Here is a 15,984-nt window from a genome sequence, read left to right as displayed (position 1 = left end):
TTTATAATTCATCTTTATTCGAATTGAACTTAGATCCAAAAGTTACGTTCCCTTTTTTTAATACAATTTCAGAATGTAAAAATTGTGCTGCCTCTGCTGATTTCTTCACTTTTACACTGCTTCTCTTGATCATTTCTTCCTCAAAAGGTTGTAAAATGGCCTCGCGAATTGCAATGGCCTCGTGCTTTTGGCTGTAAATTGTTTTAATTTTTTGAGCCAACTGCAGAGCATCCAATAATGCTTGATTCGCTCCTTGACCTTTGAAAGGACTCATAGGATGTGCCGCATCCCCAATGAGAGTGACTGGTCCAGCATGTGTTAAATAAGAAGGATTTAAAATTTCACGATCATACACGGGATAACCCGTAATCTTTGTAGGATGAGTTGCTTCAATAATTTGTGGAATAGGCGTATGCCATGCCGTACGTTTCATTACTTCTTCTTTTAAGGCAATGGCACCTTTTAGGCTAATGATTTTTGCATTTTGTTCTGTTATAGGAAAACTAAATTGCCACATAATGGAATTTCTATCATAAGGCATCATATACATGCGCTCAGTTCCGTTTGCTGTTTGGAAAACGGTGTGACCATCCAATAACTCGTGTGGTGGGAGAGGTATGCTATCCAAAGAACATATTCCTAAAACAACAAGACATCCTAAATATCGCAATGGATAAAGTTCTTCAGCAATCAATTGTTGGCGTACTGCACTACGGATACCGTCAGCACCTATCAAAAGATCCACTTCGTAATGTTTATCTTGTCCATTCACATCAAAAATTAATTCAACCTGATCGGCGGTATGAAAACTTTTCAAACGATGATTCCAAACGACTTGATCATTACCACCCAATTGATCTAATAATGCCTGGCGCAAAGCTTGTCGTGCAATATGAATGTTGGTTGAACGATTTTTATTTTTTTCGGCAATTTTTTGTTGGTCGGTAAGATTTCGTAATCCCCATTGACCAATAACTTCTCCTTCGTGAGTATGAGCTAAATGTAGGGTAGAAACTATTCCTTCTTCAAGCGATGAAATCCCAAACTTTTTCATTTCTTTACTGGCTTGTTGTAAAGTTAAACCATAACCTTGGGAACGATCGTCAAATGCACGATCGCGTTCAAAGAGTGTAAATGGGATTTGACGATGCAAACAAGCAAGGGCTAAAGCAACTCCTCCAATTCCTGCTCCTATAATACCCACGTGCGGATATGTGGATTGCGATGCTGGAATTGTTTCACAGGCGATTAATCCAGTTCCTTCACAAGCGGTACAAATTTGTAATGTTGCCGTTGGCTTTTTTAAATGATTTGGAATGGGCTGATCATTTTTCAATTGAGCTAAAGCGGATTCATAACGTTGTAACTTTCGTTTCGAAACCCCCTGACTTTTCATACCATTGCCATGGCATGAAGTACAACTGATATAATTCTTGATTGCTTTTTTCAATTGATTCTTTTTTGCAAAAGTAATTCTTATGAATCGATTTTAAAAAAGGGAATGAAAGAGCTTTTCTCCTAAAATAGAATAATAGCTTTCATTACATAGAGAAGTGAATCAAATGTTTGATTTGTTCGAAGGTATATTTTACAGATAACGTTGTATCTTTGAAAGATAAAAATCAAAGTGTAACGATAAATTAGCGACCATGACCAAACATGATATTCAAACAATTGAACAATTAGATGAAATCGATCAAGCTTCATTTCAAAGACCACAAATCATATATAAACACAGTACAACATGTGAATTAAATCAAATGATTTGGAATCAATTACAACAGAGCGATTTGGAACTGCAATATTTGGATTTATTAACTTATCGTCCAATTTCCAATGCCATTGAAGCGCGCTACCAAGTAAGACATGAATCGCCTCAGATTTTAATTATTAAAGAAGGGAAATGTGTGTATCATGTATCTCATCGAAAAATTAAAAATGAAGAGATTAAAGCTTTTCTAGATTCATTAAATGCATAAAATAAAAAGAGATGTACATCAATTGGACATCTCTTTTTTTGAATAAACGATCGGATATAAGCTGGATTAAGGTTTTTTAACGATCATATTAAGTAAAATTCATTTAGCTTTTCTTTGCATAAGTCATGAATGACTTCTACCCATGCGTCATTGGCATTTAAACATGGAATATATTCAAAATGTTCACCACCATTTTCTAAAAATATATCTTTTCCTTCCATGGCAATTTCTTCTAAAGTTTCTAAACAATCTGAAACAAATGCGGGGCAAACCACAGCCAATTTTTTAACGCCTTTTGAAGGCAATTGTTCTAAGGTTACATCAGTATAGGGCTCAATCCATTTGTCTTTTCCTAATCGGGATTGAAAGGATACAATCACTTTTTCTCGAGGTAAATTCAATTGTTGGATGACTTGATTGGTTGTTTCAAAACATTGGTGACGGTAACAAAAGAAATGGCTTGGGTTATTTGTTCGACTACAACAATCATTTAAATTGCACGTTTTCGTTGGATCTGTTTTATATATATGGCGTTCAGGAACCCCATGATATGAGAAAAGTAACGCATCATATTCTTCCGTTAATTTTTCTTGTATGCTTTCGGCAAAACTTTTAATTGAAATATATTCCTGTTTGAATCATTGTAAATCGATGTCCGTTGATTTAGATGCATTTCACGAGAATTCTTTAATTTAATTTTGTTTTTTCGAGGTGTATAGTTTTAGGGAGAGCTATATACCTCGTTTATTTTAAAATAAAATTGCGATTAAATGCTATATTGTATTTAATCTGAAAAAAATAGGTATGACGAAAACAAGTCCCTTATTACGAATGGTTCGAATGGTCCAATTCATTAAGACCAAGAATCATTCTAAAGTTAAAGTGAATAAACAATCCATTTTTCATTTTATTTCGATGCTATATCCTGATAATGAGTACTCATGTCATATGTTTGATCGGGATAAACGTCGAATCAAAGAAGAATTAGGGATTGCATTAGAATACAATAGCAGAGAAGGGTATTATATTAATTCACTGGATCAATTGAATCAGCTTGAAACAAGCTTGGACTATTATGAACTTTTTTCTGTATTAAATCATACCAATGCTTTACCGAGTATGTTCTTATTATCAGAACGCCAACCGAAAGGTGTACACCTTATTTAAGAGGTCGTGAATCATATTAAGAACCAAGAGGTCATTCAGTTCGAATACCTTAAATATGATTCGAATCAAACGGAAATTCGACAAATTGAACCTTTAGCCATTAAAGAGAGTAGGGAACGTTGGTATGTGATTGGTAATAACTTTCCCTATAATAATGGATTACGTGCTTTTGCATTTCAGAATGAATTTCTAACTCATGTGTCAAAAATAAGTGATTCATCACTGCTAGCGCATAATCAAAAGTTAGTTTTCGTGTCAGTAAAAAATTATCCCCTGAAAAATATTGGATTGTGACTTTGTTGATTAAAGAATCATAAGCCGTTTCGACTTCATAATGAAATTTGATATTCATAAAAAAATGATGGTATGTTTCGAATACAAATCTTTTAAGCATTCACTATCATTTAAGGATAGTCGGAATGATTTTTTTTAATTTATGGATAGATAATAAAGTTTTAGAAATAAAATAAGCATGGAATGGTTTTAAATTAAAGATTGAATTGTTTAAATGTATATAAATCATTAACTTGTGTGTTTTAACCAATTCAATTAAATCCATGAATCATCGCATTATACGACTTATAGCTTTAGTCACATTGATAGGATGGTGTATTCCATCAAAGGCTCAAATTTTAAATTCTATTGGAAGAAAATTAGAAAAAAAGGCAAATGAAATTATCCATAAAAAGCCAAATTCATCTAAAGACATTCTACCGCAAGTGAATAATACAAGTTCCTCATCCGTTCAGAATAATCCTTTTCCAACCCATGTGATGAAATCCAATGATTTTCGTTCGGGACAGATGATTTTTTCAGATGATTTTACATCTGAAGCCTTAGGAAGTATGGCAAAACAATGGACGAGTAATGGAACGGGATCGGTTACCGAAATCAATGGATTTGCTGGCCGTTGGTTGAAATTATTTGATCAAAATACATACAAAATAAAAAATTCAAATGGTTTGCCATCCAACTTTACAATCGAATTAGATGTCGTAGTATTAGATGATGGACAAAAGAAAATCGCTTTAGACTTCGGCTTTGATTATAAAAAAGCGGCAAATGAGCATTATTATTTAGCGGATCGTAATCCTTTAAACATAGAAGCTTCCTACCAATTCGATTCGTTTAATTTTACGAGCAATGAATTGTCATCAAAAAAACAAAGTTCACTTAAAAGTAATATGTCTTACTTCATCAATGACGTGATGAGGTTAAAAATTTCGGTATTTGGTGAACAAATGAAAGTTTATGTGAATGACTATAAAATACTTGATACGGAGATGAGTAATCCCAATTCAAAAAAATATTTTTACATCGCAACAGAAAATGAGAAAAATGCAGCCCAAATCTATATTTCAAACGTTAAGATTACAGATTTAGGTCAATAGGCAATATTTAGCTTGTTGTGATACATTTTAAGAATATACTTTACTTGAACAAATCGATATAACATCTTAAGGAAGAGGATCCATTTGAGTTAATTTCGAATCGCATGCGTAGCTATTTTTATTGAGAATGTAGTTAATGGTATATTAATAAAATATAATTTCCTTTAATCCATTATTATGCATGTATTTAAGTGTTTATTAACGAATAAAATATTGAGCCACAATAAAAAAAAACTTTTTATTCCTTTTTTACTTTTATCCTATAATGCTGCATTCTCACAAGTAGGTGTAAATACGAATGAACCTAAAGCAACTCTCGATGTTGTTGGTCAAGCAAGCGAATCATCCATTTCTGATGGAATTATCCCACCCTAATTAACGAAAGAGAATTTAGTTAGTAAATCTCCAACGGCATATACTGCCAATCAAACAGGAGCTCTTATCTATGTCACCAATGTAGAGGAGAATTCTACCGATCCCCGTGTAGAACGAATGATTTATCCGGGGCACTATTATTTTAATGGTATGCAATGGATTCCATTTCAAACCCCTTGGATTCCATTAACAAATTTTAATGGTAATCGATCGGGTGTATATCTTTAAAGTTTAGGTAATGGTAAAGAAAGAGGATTAAGAGAAAAAATTAATTTCTTAGATAATGGAAGAATTGGATTTGGAACTAATACTCCAAGTACCAGGTTGCATTTATCGAATATGAGGGAAAGTAGTGAATCACCATCAACTGCAGTTATAGCTGAAAAAGCTATACTAACAATTGAATCTTTCGCAGGTGATCCATTAACCACTTTAAAAAGTGCTCCTATCATTAAAATGATCCAAGCAAGAGGAATTGGAACAGGGAACGGAGGAGTGATAAAACCAGATAATAATGACTCGATGGGAGGATTAGAATATGTTGCTGCCTTTGGAAATCATGATGGTTCAAGAGCATTAACAGCTGCAAAAATTGATGTAAAATACAGATCAGATATTGGATCGAGTAATCAAAATAATTCGGCAGATTATTATTTTAAAACTAGTGAATGGGCAGGAAATGACCATACGTTGACAACTCGTTTGTCGATATTACATGATGGAAAAGTGGGGATAAACACTTCTGCGCCAACAACCAATTTATATGTACAAGGATCAACCGGTACTTCTATCAATAATGAAACAGTATCTTCTCCAAGTACTTTATCTGTACGTGGTAAAAGTTCGGTTTTTGTGAGTGTTAATTCAGGGGCACAATCCATAACTTTAACCGATGGTGTTGTAGGTCAACGTGTAGTCATTGTAAATACCTCAGCTACGAATACATTAACCATTTTAAATGGAGCCAATTCTATAATTATAAATACTAACGAAGGAAAAGAACTAATTTATTACCAAGAAAAATGGTATTCGTTATCATAAGATATAAAAGGCTGTTTCATTGAGAAACAGGCTTTTTAGTTTTCAATTAAAATTGAAATATTCTGAGCTTATAGGTATATTTTATTATGTTCTGATAATAGTTATTTTACTGCAAGCACAACAGATTTAGAATTAAGATTAAAAACATCTTTAAAATGAAGATGGGGCGAATCATACGAAAAAAAGATTACCTGTTCGATTAATTTATTTTGAAGAATATTCTCGAATTGATGAAGCATTTTATAGAGAAAAACAAGTACAAGGTTGGAGTAAGAGAAAGAAAGAGGCTTTGATCAATGGTAATAGGGATATGTTGCCTGAAATAGTTAAATCCTATGAAAATTTAAAGAAATGAAATAATTCCTATTATTTCGGACCCTGAGGCACTCGAAGGGTAAGAAATAAGTTAAAATGGTGGCATCGAGAGCCTCAGCCACCGAATAAGAGTAAAATGTGACTTCGAGAGCCTCAGCCACCCTAAAATTCTCACTCATTTCCAATTAAATTTTCGGTCACTGAGGTTCTCGAAGTGATAGAAAATTTATAACTTAAAGGTATCAACCAAATAGTTATGAAGGCTTATATGTATATTTTATTATGTTCTGATAATAGTTATTATACTGGAAGCACGACAGATTTAGGATTAAGATTAGAACAACATCAAAATGGAGAAGGGGCGAATCATACGAAAAAAAGATTGCCTGTTCGATTAATTTATTTTGAAGAATATTCACGAATTGATGAAGCATTTTATAGAGAAAAACAAGTACAAGGTTGGAGTAGGAGAAAGAAAGAGGCTTTGATCAATGGTAATAGGGATATGTTGACTGAAATAGCTAAAGCCTATAGAGATTTAAAGAAATGAAATAATTCCTATTATTTCGGACCCTGAGGCACTCGAAGGGTAAGAAATAAGTTAAAATGTGGCTTCGAGAGCCTCAGCCACCGATTGGCTTTTTTTTTCGCACCCTGAGGATCTCGAAGGGTAAGAAATAATTGTAAAATGTGACTTCGAAAGCCTCAGCCACCCTAAAATTCTCACTCATTTCCAATTAAATTTTCGGTCACTGAGGCACTCGAAGTGATAGAAAATTTATAACTTAAAGATATCAACCAAATAGTTATGAAGGCTTATATGTATATTTTATTATGTTCTGATAATAGTTATTATACTGGAAGCACGACAGATTTAGAATTAAGATTAGAACAACATCAAAATGGAGAAGGGGCGAATCATACGAAAAAAAGATTGCCTGTTCGATTAATTTATTTTGAAGAATATTCACGAATTGATGAAGCATTTTATAGAGAAAAACAAGTACAAGGTTGGAGTAGGAGAAAGAAAGAGGCTTTGATCAATGGTAATAGGGATATGTTGACTGAAATAGCTAAAGCCTATAGAGATTTAAAGAAATGAAATAATTCCTATTATTTCGGACCCTGAGGCACTCGAAGGGTAAGAAATAAGTTAAAATGTGGCTTCGAGAGCCTCAGCCACCGTAGAAAGTAAAATTTTTTATATATCGCCTTTCAGCTCCGCTCATGGAACGCTATTAAATTTTCGGTCACTGAGGTTCTCGAAGTGAAAGAAAATTAAAGAAATACTTTTCAAATCTAGACTTAAAATGCCTTAATTAAATATTATTTCCGCAATATATTATGGCATCATTGTATGATATATTTAAACTAAAATAATGTAATACCATGAAAATCTATATTTTAGATAATAAGATTACCTAATTCGTCTTTTATCTCAATTTTTTTCGTCTATTATTGCAAGATATTTCAGTCTTGATTTATGCTTTTGATTACAGTTGAAATTATTTATTGTAAAATCAGTTCCTAACTGTTGTCTAAAGGCTTGTAGGAAAGTATCTTTTAAACGATGAGAACCGTTAGGATTTAATAACTTGGCAATAAGTGCTGATTGTGTATTTCGTAATGATTAACTCCACAAATTTTAAACATATTAAATCTTGATCCAGAAGCTTTTGTTATCTCTTCATTTTTATTATTTAGAATTGCTACCTGATTTATGATCTGCTCTATTTGATTTGTTATTAAAAAAGTAAATATTATATATAAGTAACTTTATAATCATAAAAAACCTCTATAATTATAGAGGTTTTATGGTTTATTGTAATTCAGCTTCTTTTTCTGCAATTTCCATTAGTTGTTCTTGTAATTGATCCTCATCAATTTTCTTTTGATAGTATGATTGTAAAAGTTCAATTACATCATGATAAACTTCTTTAAGGGTGTCATAAGTTTTTTGACAAATTTTAGTTTCTTCCTCTTTTGTTAATTCTAATTCTTTGTCACCATCAAATTTAGCATCGTATTTAAATGCCATAACGTCTGGACCTTCTCCTTGTGCGATATGATCAACGTTGAAGCGCAAAAAGATAAATCTTTCATCATCCAATTCTTCATTGTTATTTAAACGTTGACTTCTTGCATTTAAGATATCTACAAATAAATTTCCTAAATCATAGGCATAATTAATGTTTTTCATTTTTTATAGTATTTTAATGTTGTATTTTACTCAATATATAATGATTGTTTTTTGATATAATCTCAAATTTTAATCGTTGATTTGGTTTTAGATTCAAAAGACGAATCATCTCTTCATCTAATTTTAATAAGGATGAACGTTCTTCTTTTAATGAATATTTTGAGTTAAATTTTTCATCTCCAATTTGGATGGTTATGATAGCATCACGAGTTGGAAAATAATCTTTTAAATCTACAGTGATACGTAATGTCTTTTTTTTAATATCATTTTCCGTAATCGAATTTCCATGACTTGGAAGTATGAATTCTTTTTCAGGTTTAATTTCTAGAGCAACTTTTTTTGTTTCTTGTATTGAATTAATTTCTTGTCTAGGTTTAATAGCATCTATAAGCAATTGATAATATTGCTCTTTATTGGCTATAGAAGCACTATGAAATGGCATTTCATAAACCAATACTTTTCCAATTTTTCCAATATATCCATATCTGTTGTTTTGTACATCTGTAAGTTTACCAGAATTACGAATACATTTTCCAACTTTAGAGTGCATTAAACATAGCTTCTTGACATGATTGCTTTCAAGTATTTTTAGTATTCTATCCAAATGCTTTGTTTCAATTTTAAATTTTGTCTTTTCGATATTATACGTTTAATATACTTAGTTTATAGAACTATTTTTAATTAACACTTTCTAATATTATTTTGCTTTGCGTATTATTTAGTTGCACTAACTTCTGTATTCATAAATATTAAATACATACTTGTGGTTATTCTTTTTTTTAATTCATTTGATGTAAATGAAGAAGATAAACAAGTGAAATTTGTTACTCTAAATAATAAAAATAATTTTTAAGAAGAAGCTGTAGATGAAGCGCTTTCTCTTTATTATTTAAGAATAGTAAATCTTTATTACAATGATAAATTTGTTTATTCTATACTTGTTAAAGGGTAAAATTATAACATTTAATGCATCAAATTCTAAAAAGCGAATTGGATAAATCCTATCTTTTAATTCATTTTATGTATTATTGAAATACGTAATTAAATTTTCGGTATAGAAATTCGGATTTTATCTAAATATTAATTCATTTAGCATGTTGTTGTTTATTAATCAAATGTTTATATTTAATGAATAGAATATAATCAACTCTTTTTTCATGTTAAATCGATTAATTATACTGAATTCTGATAGCTATGCCAAAGCGGATATCGAATTGTATGATTGCAATTCGATGCAATTGGTTGGCCCTAATAATATTGGGAAAAGTACTTTAATATACGCATTAAATTTTTTATACATTATTGAAGGAAATAAAATGGTATTTAGCGGGAATCGCTCAGGCGATAAGGTAACTTTTAATCACTATTTCCCAACCTTCAATAATAGTTACATCATCTTTGAAATTTTTAAGCAACGATACTATTGTATTCTAGTGAAGAAAAACCTTGATGGTCAATTGGAATATTATAAAATCGACCATGAATACCGAGAAGATTTATTCTTGGAATATGCGACAGATGGACAAATATTAAAAAAATTTGATAAGGTGCAATCCGAATGGTTGACTCAAGGGATTGCATTTAAGAAATTTACAACCCGAAGAGAACTTTTTAATTTTGTCTACCAAAAAGGTCGAAAGAATAATGCAGTGGTTTGGTTAAAAGATGAGGTGTTCAATGACCAGCGTGAGATATCCAATAACTTTTCAAAAATATACAGGTATTTAATCCATTCTCAATTAATCAATCATACAACGTTGAAAGAAGCTTTGATGATAGCAGATTATAAGGATGGAGAATTTATCGCGTTTACAAAGAAAAATCTTAAGGATGTGAGGGATTTGCAACTGTTAAATCAACAGTTGAAAACTTTAAAACAAATTCAACCTATTTTTGAACGCTTTAAGGTATCATTTACTGAATTAGAAGGTTTGAAGGAATTAATAGGAGAAGTCGTGTTTAATTTCAATAAATGCTATCCTATTGAATTCAAACTTTTACAAGATGAAATTCAATTGATTAATCAAGAATTACATACAATTGATCACAACATTCAACAACTTAATCTAGAAATTAAAAACCATCTTATTGAAAGTGGTAAAATTACAGAAGCTTTAAACCAAATCAATCAGAAAATACATCAACAGTATCAATTGATTCATCAAATTAAAGGATATGAATCCGAAAACTTTATGCGTCAAAGTATTGCCAATTTAGATGAAGATCGAAAAAAGTTAGAAGCAAAATTGGTGCAAATAGAATATCAAGAACTAAATGAACAGAATCTATCGAGAAAATTGCAAATTTTACAAAATCAACTTCAATTTCTCGAAACTCAAATTCAATCCAATGACTCTTTGTTAGTGCAACACATTAGTAACGATTTAAATACAAGAGAATATTTAAATGCCATTCTTTCAGATGAGATTAAATACTTGTCCAAGGAAAATATTGTTAAAAAGGTAAATGATGTAGAGCAAAATTTGAAAATATTTGACGGAGAGATAAGGCTTCCGAATGATTTTAAAACTAAACCACTAGATGCTATTGAAGTTTTAATTCAACGCAAAGTTGATGCAGTAAAAGAAGCTGAACATTTAAAACATTTGTTGAACGTTGCTCAGGACTTAGATCAATATAAAAAAGAATTAGCACAAGTTGAGAAAGCGATTGAAGAGCTGAATATAAAATTAAAGCAAGTTCTTGATTTACCACGTTTGGATAAAGAATTGAAAGATTTAGAATTCCAATTTAACTCCTACCTATCAAAAGAGGAGACATTAAAAAACAATCAAAAAGCATTAGAAAACCAACGCTCAGAGAAACAGGAAAGAAAGCATCATTTAAAATTAAGACTTGATCATCTAACACAAGAAATTCAACAATTGGGGCAATGGAAAATCCAAATCGAATCTTCAACTTTTATTCCGTATGAAACGATACGAAATCAAAGTATAAAAGAGCTTTATTCTAATTTTGTTCATTACAAGGATCAATTCCAGAAACTTCAACCACAAATGCGAGAGGATTTTAATGAGTTGAAATGGAAGTTACAAATTCATTTATCTTCTGAACAAGCATTCATCGATGAACTTGATCAAGAATATGCAGCTATTGATGAAAAGCAAAAAAGCATCGAACATTTATTAACGAATATATCGACTCAGTTTGCTATCCCTTGTCATACTTTAATGACGAAATTGAACGAATTTAAAGCTTTTATTCAGAATCAATTCAATACTAAAATCAAAAAAATTAAAATATCGGATATAGACGCGTTATCGATTGAAATTATTCCCAATGAAAAATGCTTGAAAGATTTGCAACAGATTGCTCAAATCCGAAACTTAGAACAAGAGTTAGTTTTCGAAGAACAGACTGAAAATTTAAACGTGTTGAACATGTATTTGGAACAGCAACGAATCGTTTGGTTCGAAGAATTATTTGATTTTAAATTGCATTTATATCGAAAAGGCAAACATAAAATAGTTAATCTTAAACAACAAATCGAATCGGATGGTACAGATCGTATGATTCGATTAGTTTTGATAATGTCTATTATTCATCAAATTGTAGTGAATGATCCCGAAAATAAAATTGTAGTGTTTATCGATGAAATTGGAACTATCGATGATAGTAACCGTATTTCTCTTTTAGATTTTTGCGTGGAACATCATTTCCTTCCCATTTCAGCAGCTCCATTACATCCATATGATGGATTTGATAAATATTATTTGATTCGAAGAAATGAAGGTAAGATAGTATTAAGTAAGTCCAATGGAAATGTCATCCATCGTAAAGTGTTAACTGATGAATAAAACAAATTTTGAATTTTATCATTCGTTGAAATCGAATGGATATGTGCAAGAAAAACGTGTACCAATTACAATTCGGAATTCTGACACTTTTAACGGTTTAATTCAAAGTCAAATTTTAGGTAAAATTCAATCGGGGAGAGGTTTTCGTTATGTTATACAACATGAAGAATTATTCGAATCCTTTTTTCAGACTCATTTTCCTGAAAGTATTGTGATAGGAAATAAAAGCGACAATGTTCGAAAATACCGCAATTCGAAAGTTGAGAAAACCATCTCATCGCATATCTTTTTATTAAGAGGTTATACACATGTGGAGGTTAATCATCAGTCAGTGGATCTCCAAATGATGAATGAGACTTTCGGAGTATTTAGTTGTGATTCAAAAATTATTGCCGCTCAGAAAATATGTCTTGTAGAAAACCTAGATATATTTTTTATTGCAGATCGTTTATTCGGTTTGGATTATGTCTATGTACACAAATATGGGCGAATTGGGAAACAATCGATACAATACATTCAGTCAGATGAATTATTAGTTTTTGTTGATTATGATTACAATGGATTAGATGAATATTTGCGGATTAAAGCATGTCAACCGCATGCAACATTATATGTCCCTGAAAATTATGAGGAGTTGTTTTTACGTTATTCAAAATCATTAGAAAATAATCAAGCAAAAATGAGCCATCGATTAAAAAATACAACTGATGAATTAGTTATAAAAATTAGAGATAGTGTAACTAAAGCCAATCGATTTTTGGAACAACAGTTTTGGAGATATGATTAAAGCAGAACCAAAATCAATACTTCGATTTTTACATCAGCATTATGATTTTTTGAAAGAACTTTTTGATGTACAATGCAATGAAGGCTTCATTTCAATGGAAATTTTCCAAAGAAAATTAGAGGCATACGATGTTATGATTGAACATCAATTGCAAGATTTTGCGATTTTAATTGACCAAAATGGAGTCTATTACTGGAATGAAACTTATTACCAATTATTTGAATTTATACATCAAGAATTCAAACCTTTATTACCAGAGGAAATAGAATCCTATTACCAATTATTATCCGGAATTCTAATAAAGCTTAAAGGTTTTAGTCATCAAGACAAGAATTTAACATTAAATCAAATTGATGCATTGAAGAAACAACTGTTGAAGTTTAGAAATACACTTCAAAACAATACAAAAAGTTTACTTGCGGAAACACAGAAAATCAAAGCCAATTTAGCCAATCTTACTTATCATGAAAAGATAAAATCGGCTAGCTTTCTAATCGATCATTATATTGTCCCTCTGAATCAAATGTTGGATGTGCAGCATAGTCAATCCATCTATCAATTATTCTTGTCGATATCTAAATATTCGAATCTAAGACGCTTGGATTATAATCACGAATCGTTAAGAAATGAATTTGAAAAATTATACCATCTAACGAGCGAACTCATTAAAGATTTAGCGCATGAAAGTAAAATCATTACCAATGAATTAATTCCATTTTTAGAGCGCATAAAAACAGAAAGTGAATATTTAAAAGGGTTTTATATGTATTTAAATCAAGGGAATTGTTATAAATTGATTCAACCACCGTTTTTACCTAAAAAGTGGAATAATATTGTTTATAATCCATCTATTTATGAAGAGACGAAAGAATATTTTGATCAATTCGTAGAAGAAGAGGATTTGTTCATCCAAGAAGAGACGTCTCCGACAAAGCATTGGTTTTTTAATAAAGAAAATTTTTTATTGAAACTCCAATCAGAGTTGCCGATTTTAAATTTTTTTGAATGGTGTTTGGAAAAAATTGCTCAGGAAAAAGCTGATTTTACATTAGATGATTATTTTCTTTTAACAGGATTGATGTACGAGAATACATTAGAAATTGAACATATAGAAGGAGATGTTCAAATTTTTATAAATGAAATTGAATTGAAAGTTCCACATTTTCAAATTAAATAGTCATATGAAGTATCCAGAATTTCATCAACAAATTGTCACAACCTTATTGGAAGGTAAATTCATCACACAGACGGATGATTTATTTTATCAGCTGAAAAAGGAAGAAGAGTTTTATGTCAATTTTTTTAAATCATCATTTGGATTTGATTTACATGCACAACAAGAATTTTATTACCTTATTTCCAATGAAACCAATGAAACTACTTCTAGGAATTTTTCAATTTTTTTCTCCATTCTTTGTTTTGAATTGGATAAACAAGGAAAAAATTTTATTGATGAACTCAATGAACATGAATTTAGTTTAGTTGATTTTGTCGAAATTTTTAATCATTCAACTTGGCAAGAGGTCATCAAAATTAATCCCCAATTGAATTCGGAAGAGGGGTTAAAATCGATAATGAATCAAATGATGAGACGTAATATTGTTCAACAAACCAAATCCAATACGTACCAATTTACCAAAGCTTATTTGGTATTTATTGATTTTGCAAGGAGTTTAGTTCGTTCTAATGAAAAATCTTCTTGAAATTTTGTACTCAGAAGGAATTTTCAACAAGTTATAGCTTATTGAGATAAGTTTGTTTTTAAACAGTTTTAAATGTATTCATTTTAAGGGATACAATTAATTCTCTATTAATGTTTGTTTTGTCAATTTATCAGCTCATTAGTTTCCTTTTTGTAAAAGCTGAGCATAGGGGATAAGGCCTAATTTACGAATTCTCGCATATATGGCTCCTCGGTTACGATACAATTTTTCTGCAATTACAGCTATACTTGTTCCTTGGGCTAACTCATTTACCAACAACATTTCTTCCTCCTCTGTCCATTTTTGGTAAGCATTTTTATATTTTGATTTTGTAATATAATAATAGACTGAAGTTGGAGAAGATGGTAATTCTTTAAAATAGTAAAGAGGATGGTAGATGGATGTGAGATGATCCACTAATTCTTGCCTTCCTATACGTATGATATGGTAGGAAAGATCTAAATGGGGGATCTGTTTAAAGGGAAGATTTGTAACAAACTTTTTTTTGTTAGATGGTATAGAGATTCCTAAATTACAAATCATTGCATAAGTTGTTTTCAAATTGGAGCTTTGTCCAATGCATTGGATCTGTTGATGCTTCCATAATAAGTAAACACATGGTTTCGACGGTAAAAGTTGATCATTTATATTTGTAAATAGTTTACGATGTATAGGTTGTGCAAGTAATTCTTTTTCTAATCTTCGGATGTAGGCTTCAACTTTTGACATAATTACTCATTTTTAGAACTTTAATTTACAACGGTTTAAAAATTGTAAACAAAAGTTAAGTATTTAATTTTCGTTGAAAGCCTCAATAAAAGTTGCGTGTTTACTTTTATAAAATTGAATGTAATAAAAGCAGATGCAGATGGAACGGTACTAATTTGAACCATTTTCATTAACCCTTCGTATATCCAAGAAAAATATTCTACTAGAATGGAATAGCTTAGAAAATCCTTTAAAATGGTTAACACCGGTTAAACACCGGACGAAGTACGGACAAACACCGAACAAACTCAACTGAAAATTTTTCGGTTGTAGATAAATCGATTAGGATTTCTGTGGAGCATTTTACACAATAAAATTCTATTTTTAACCCATAACAAACCTCTTAAATTAGTTTAAGAGGTTTGTTATATGTTTTGTTATGGTTTACTTAGATGAGGTTACTTTCCGATACAGAATGTGTAAAACTCTTTATATATAAG

16 protein-coding genes and 2 pseudogenes are annotated in these 15,984 nt (G+C 30.8%); 12 read left to right on the top strand and 6 right to left on the bottom strand.

Annotated elements, in window-relative coordinates:
• Position 1: 1 nt before the first annotated feature.
• Positions 2–1,450, bottom strand: a complete 1,449-nt coding sequence (locus AC1QSP_RS03510) for an FAD-dependent oxidoreductase (RefSeq protein ID WP_484079812.1) — start codon at positions 1,448–1,450, stop codon at positions 2–4.
• A gap of 199 nt (positions 1,451–1,649) precedes the next feature.
• Between AC1QSP_RS03510 and ytxJ the strand changes: the two genes are divergently transcribed.
• Positions 1,650–1,979 (top strand): bacillithiol system redox-active protein YtxJ, encoded by a 330-nt coding sequence (gene ytxJ, locus AC1QSP_RS03505; RefSeq protein WP_484079811.1) that lies wholly within the window; start codon positions 1,650–1,652, stop codon positions 1,977–1,979.
• Positions 1,980–2,062: 83 nt separating this feature from the next.
• On the opposite strand, the pseudogene AC1QSP_RS03500 reads toward ytxJ, so the two are convergent.
• Positions 2,063–2,602, bottom strand: a pseudogene (locus AC1QSP_RS03500) (ferrochelatase); the annotation flags it as partial.
• Positions 2,603–2,783: 181 nt separating this feature from the next.
• Here AC1QSP_RS03500 and AC1QSP_RS03495 point away from each other — a divergent pair.
• From AC1QSP_RS03495 to AC1QSP_RS03465, 7 genes are all read left to right on the top strand, one after another.
• A complete protein-coding gene (locus tag AC1QSP_RS03495) occupies positions 2,784–3,146 on the top strand; it encodes a hypothetical protein (protein ID WP_484079810.1) in 363 nt (120 codons plus the stop codon).
• 6 nt (positions 3,147–3,152) lie between these two features.
• Positions 3,153–3,440 (top strand): WYL domain-containing protein, encoded by a 288-nt coding sequence (locus AC1QSP_RS03490; protein ID WP_484079809.1) that lies wholly within the window; start codon positions 3,153–3,155, stop codon positions 3,438–3,440.
• A gap of 263 nt (positions 3,441–3,703) precedes the next feature.
• Positions 3,704–4,537, top strand: coding sequence for a hypothetical protein (locus tag AC1QSP_RS03485; RefSeq protein WP_484079808.1), 834 nt, complete (start codon positions 3,704–3,706; stop codon positions 4,535–4,537).
• 177 nt (positions 4,538–4,714) lie between these two features.
• Positions 4,715–4,912, top strand: a complete 198-nt coding sequence (locus AC1QSP_RS03480) for a hypothetical protein (RefSeq protein ID WP_484079807.1) — start codon at positions 4,715–4,717, stop codon at positions 4,910–4,912.
• A 339-nt stretch (positions 4,913–5,251) separates the two neighbouring features.
• Positions 5,252–5,953, top strand: a complete 702-nt coding sequence (locus AC1QSP_RS03475) for a hypothetical protein (RefSeq protein WP_484079806.1) — start codon at positions 5,252–5,254, stop codon at positions 5,951–5,953.
• 571 nt (positions 5,954–6,524) lie between these two features.
• Complete coding sequence (locus AC1QSP_RS03470) at positions 6,525–6,818, top strand: GIY-YIG nuclease family protein (RefSeq protein ID WP_484079805.1); 294 nt, start codon at positions 6,525–6,527, stop codon at positions 6,816–6,818.
• A 258-nt stretch (positions 6,819–7,076) separates the two neighbouring features.
• Positions 7,077–7,370, top strand: coding sequence for a GIY-YIG nuclease family protein (locus tag AC1QSP_RS03465; protein WP_484079804.1), 294 nt, complete (start codon positions 7,077–7,079; stop codon positions 7,368–7,370).
• A 336-nt stretch (positions 7,371–7,706) separates the two neighbouring features.
• Here AC1QSP_RS03465 and AC1QSP_RS03460 read toward each other — a convergent pair.
• The 3 genes and pseudogenes from AC1QSP_RS03460 to AC1QSP_RS03450 all read right to left on the bottom strand — a co-directional run.
• Positions 7,707–7,877 (bottom strand): annotated as a pseudogene (locus AC1QSP_RS03460) (hypothetical protein); the annotation flags it as partial.
• Positions 7,878–8,087: 210 nt separating this feature from the next.
• A complete protein-coding gene (locus AC1QSP_RS03455; protein ID WP_484079803.1) occupies positions 8,088–8,468 on the bottom strand; it encodes a hypothetical protein in 381 nt (126 codons plus the stop codon).
• A gap of 13 nt (positions 8,469–8,481) precedes the next feature.
• Positions 8,482–9,018, bottom strand: coding sequence for a hypothetical protein (locus AC1QSP_RS03450; protein ID WP_484079802.1), 537 nt, complete (start codon positions 9,016–9,018; stop codon positions 8,482–8,484).
• A 607-nt stretch (positions 9,019–9,625) separates the two neighbouring features.
• Here AC1QSP_RS03450 and AC1QSP_RS03445 point away from each other — a divergent pair.
• Genes AC1QSP_RS03445 through AC1QSP_RS03430 form a run of 4 tightly spaced genes read left to right on the top strand, consistent with a single transcriptional unit; the run spans position 9,626 to position 14,776 of the window.
• Entirely contained in the window at positions 9,626–12,286 is a 2,661-nt protein-coding gene (locus AC1QSP_RS03445; RefSeq protein WP_484079801.1) for a hypothetical protein, read from the top strand.
• Positions 12,279–13,073 carry a hypothetical protein gene (locus AC1QSP_RS03440; protein ID WP_484079800.1) on the top strand — a complete coding sequence of 265 codons (795 nt, stop codon included), beginning with the start codon at positions 12,279–12,281 and terminating at the stop codon, positions 13,071–13,073. The genes AC1QSP_RS03445 and AC1QSP_RS03440 overlap by 8 nt, the downstream gene beginning before the upstream one ends.
• Positions 13,066–14,250: a hypothetical protein gene (locus tag AC1QSP_RS03435; RefSeq protein ID WP_484079799.1), complete on the top strand. Its 1,185-nt coding sequence runs from the start codon at positions 13,066–13,068 to the stop codon at positions 14,248–14,250. Before AC1QSP_RS03440 ends, AC1QSP_RS03435 begins: the two co-directional genes overlap by 8 nt.
• Before the next feature lie 4 nt (positions 14,251–14,254).
• Positions 14,255–14,776, top strand: coding sequence for a condensin complex protein MksE (locus AC1QSP_RS03430; RefSeq protein WP_484079798.1), 522 nt, complete (start codon positions 14,255–14,257; stop codon positions 14,774–14,776).
• A gap of 138 nt (positions 14,777–14,914) precedes the next feature.
• Here AC1QSP_RS03430 and AC1QSP_RS03425 read toward each other — a convergent pair whose 3' ends face one another.
• Entirely contained in the window at positions 14,915–15,505 is a 591-nt protein-coding gene (locus tag AC1QSP_RS03425; RefSeq protein WP_484079797.1) for a hypothetical protein, read from the bottom strand.
• Positions 15,506–15,984: the final 479 nt, after the last annotated feature.

The organism is Faecalibacter sp., assembly GCF_057177045.1.
This window is presented reverse-complemented; position numbering and strand designations above follow the sequence as displayed.

Excerpts from the sequence above, each read along its gene's own strand:
- AC1QSP_RS03465 (WP_484079804.1), top strand. The coding sequence starts at position 7,077 with ATGAAGGCTTATATGTATATTTTATTATGTTCTGATAATAGTTATTAT.
- AC1QSP_RS03445 (WP_484079801.1), top strand. The coding sequence starts at position 9,626 with ATGTTAAATCGATTAATTATACTGAATTCTGATAGCTATGCCAAAGCG.
- AC1QSP_RS03440 (WP_484079800.1), top strand. The coding sequence starts at position 12,279 with ATGAATAAAACAAATTTTGAATTTTATCATTCGTTGAAATCGAATGGA.
- AC1QSP_RS03495 (WP_484079810.1), top strand. The coding sequence starts at position 2,784 with ATGACGAAAACAAGTCCCTTATTACGAATGGTTCGAATGGTCCAATTC.
- AC1QSP_RS03455 (WP_484079803.1), bottom strand. The coding sequence starts at position 8,468 with ATGAAAAACATTAATTATGCCTATGATTTAGGAAATTTATTTGTAGAT.
- AC1QSP_RS03425 (WP_484079797.1), bottom strand. The coding sequence starts at position 15,505 with ATGTCAAAAGTTGAAGCCTACATCCGAAGATTAGAAAAAGAATTACTT.
- AC1QSP_RS03450 (WP_484079802.1), bottom strand. The coding sequence starts at position 9,018 with ATGCACTCTAAAGTTGGAAAATGTATTCGTAATTCTGGTAAACTTACA.
- AC1QSP_RS03435 (WP_484079799.1), top strand. The coding sequence starts at position 13,066 with ATGATTAAAGCAGAACCAAAATCAATACTTCGATTTTTACATCAGCAT.
- AC1QSP_RS03475 (WP_484079806.1), top strand. The coding sequence starts at position 5,252 with ATGAGGGAAAGTAGTGAATCACCATCAACTGCAGTTATAGCTGAAAAA.
- AC1QSP_RS03480 (WP_484079807.1), top strand. The coding sequence starts at position 4,715 with ATGCATGTATTTAAGTGTTTATTAACGAATAAAATATTGAGCCACAAT.
- AC1QSP_RS03485 (WP_484079808.1), top strand. The coding sequence starts at position 3,704 with ATGAATCATCGCATTATACGACTTATAGCTTTAGTCACATTGATAGGA.
- ytxJ (WP_484079811.1), top strand. The coding sequence starts at position 1,650 with ATGACCAAACATGATATTCAAACAATTGAACAATTAGATGAAATCGAT.
- AC1QSP_RS03470 (WP_484079805.1), top strand. The coding sequence starts at position 6,525 with ATGAAGGCTTATATGTATATTTTATTATGTTCTGATAATAGTTATTAT.
- AC1QSP_RS03430 (WP_484079798.1), top strand. The coding sequence starts at position 14,255 with ATGAAGTATCCAGAATTTCATCAACAAATTGTCACAACCTTATTGGAA.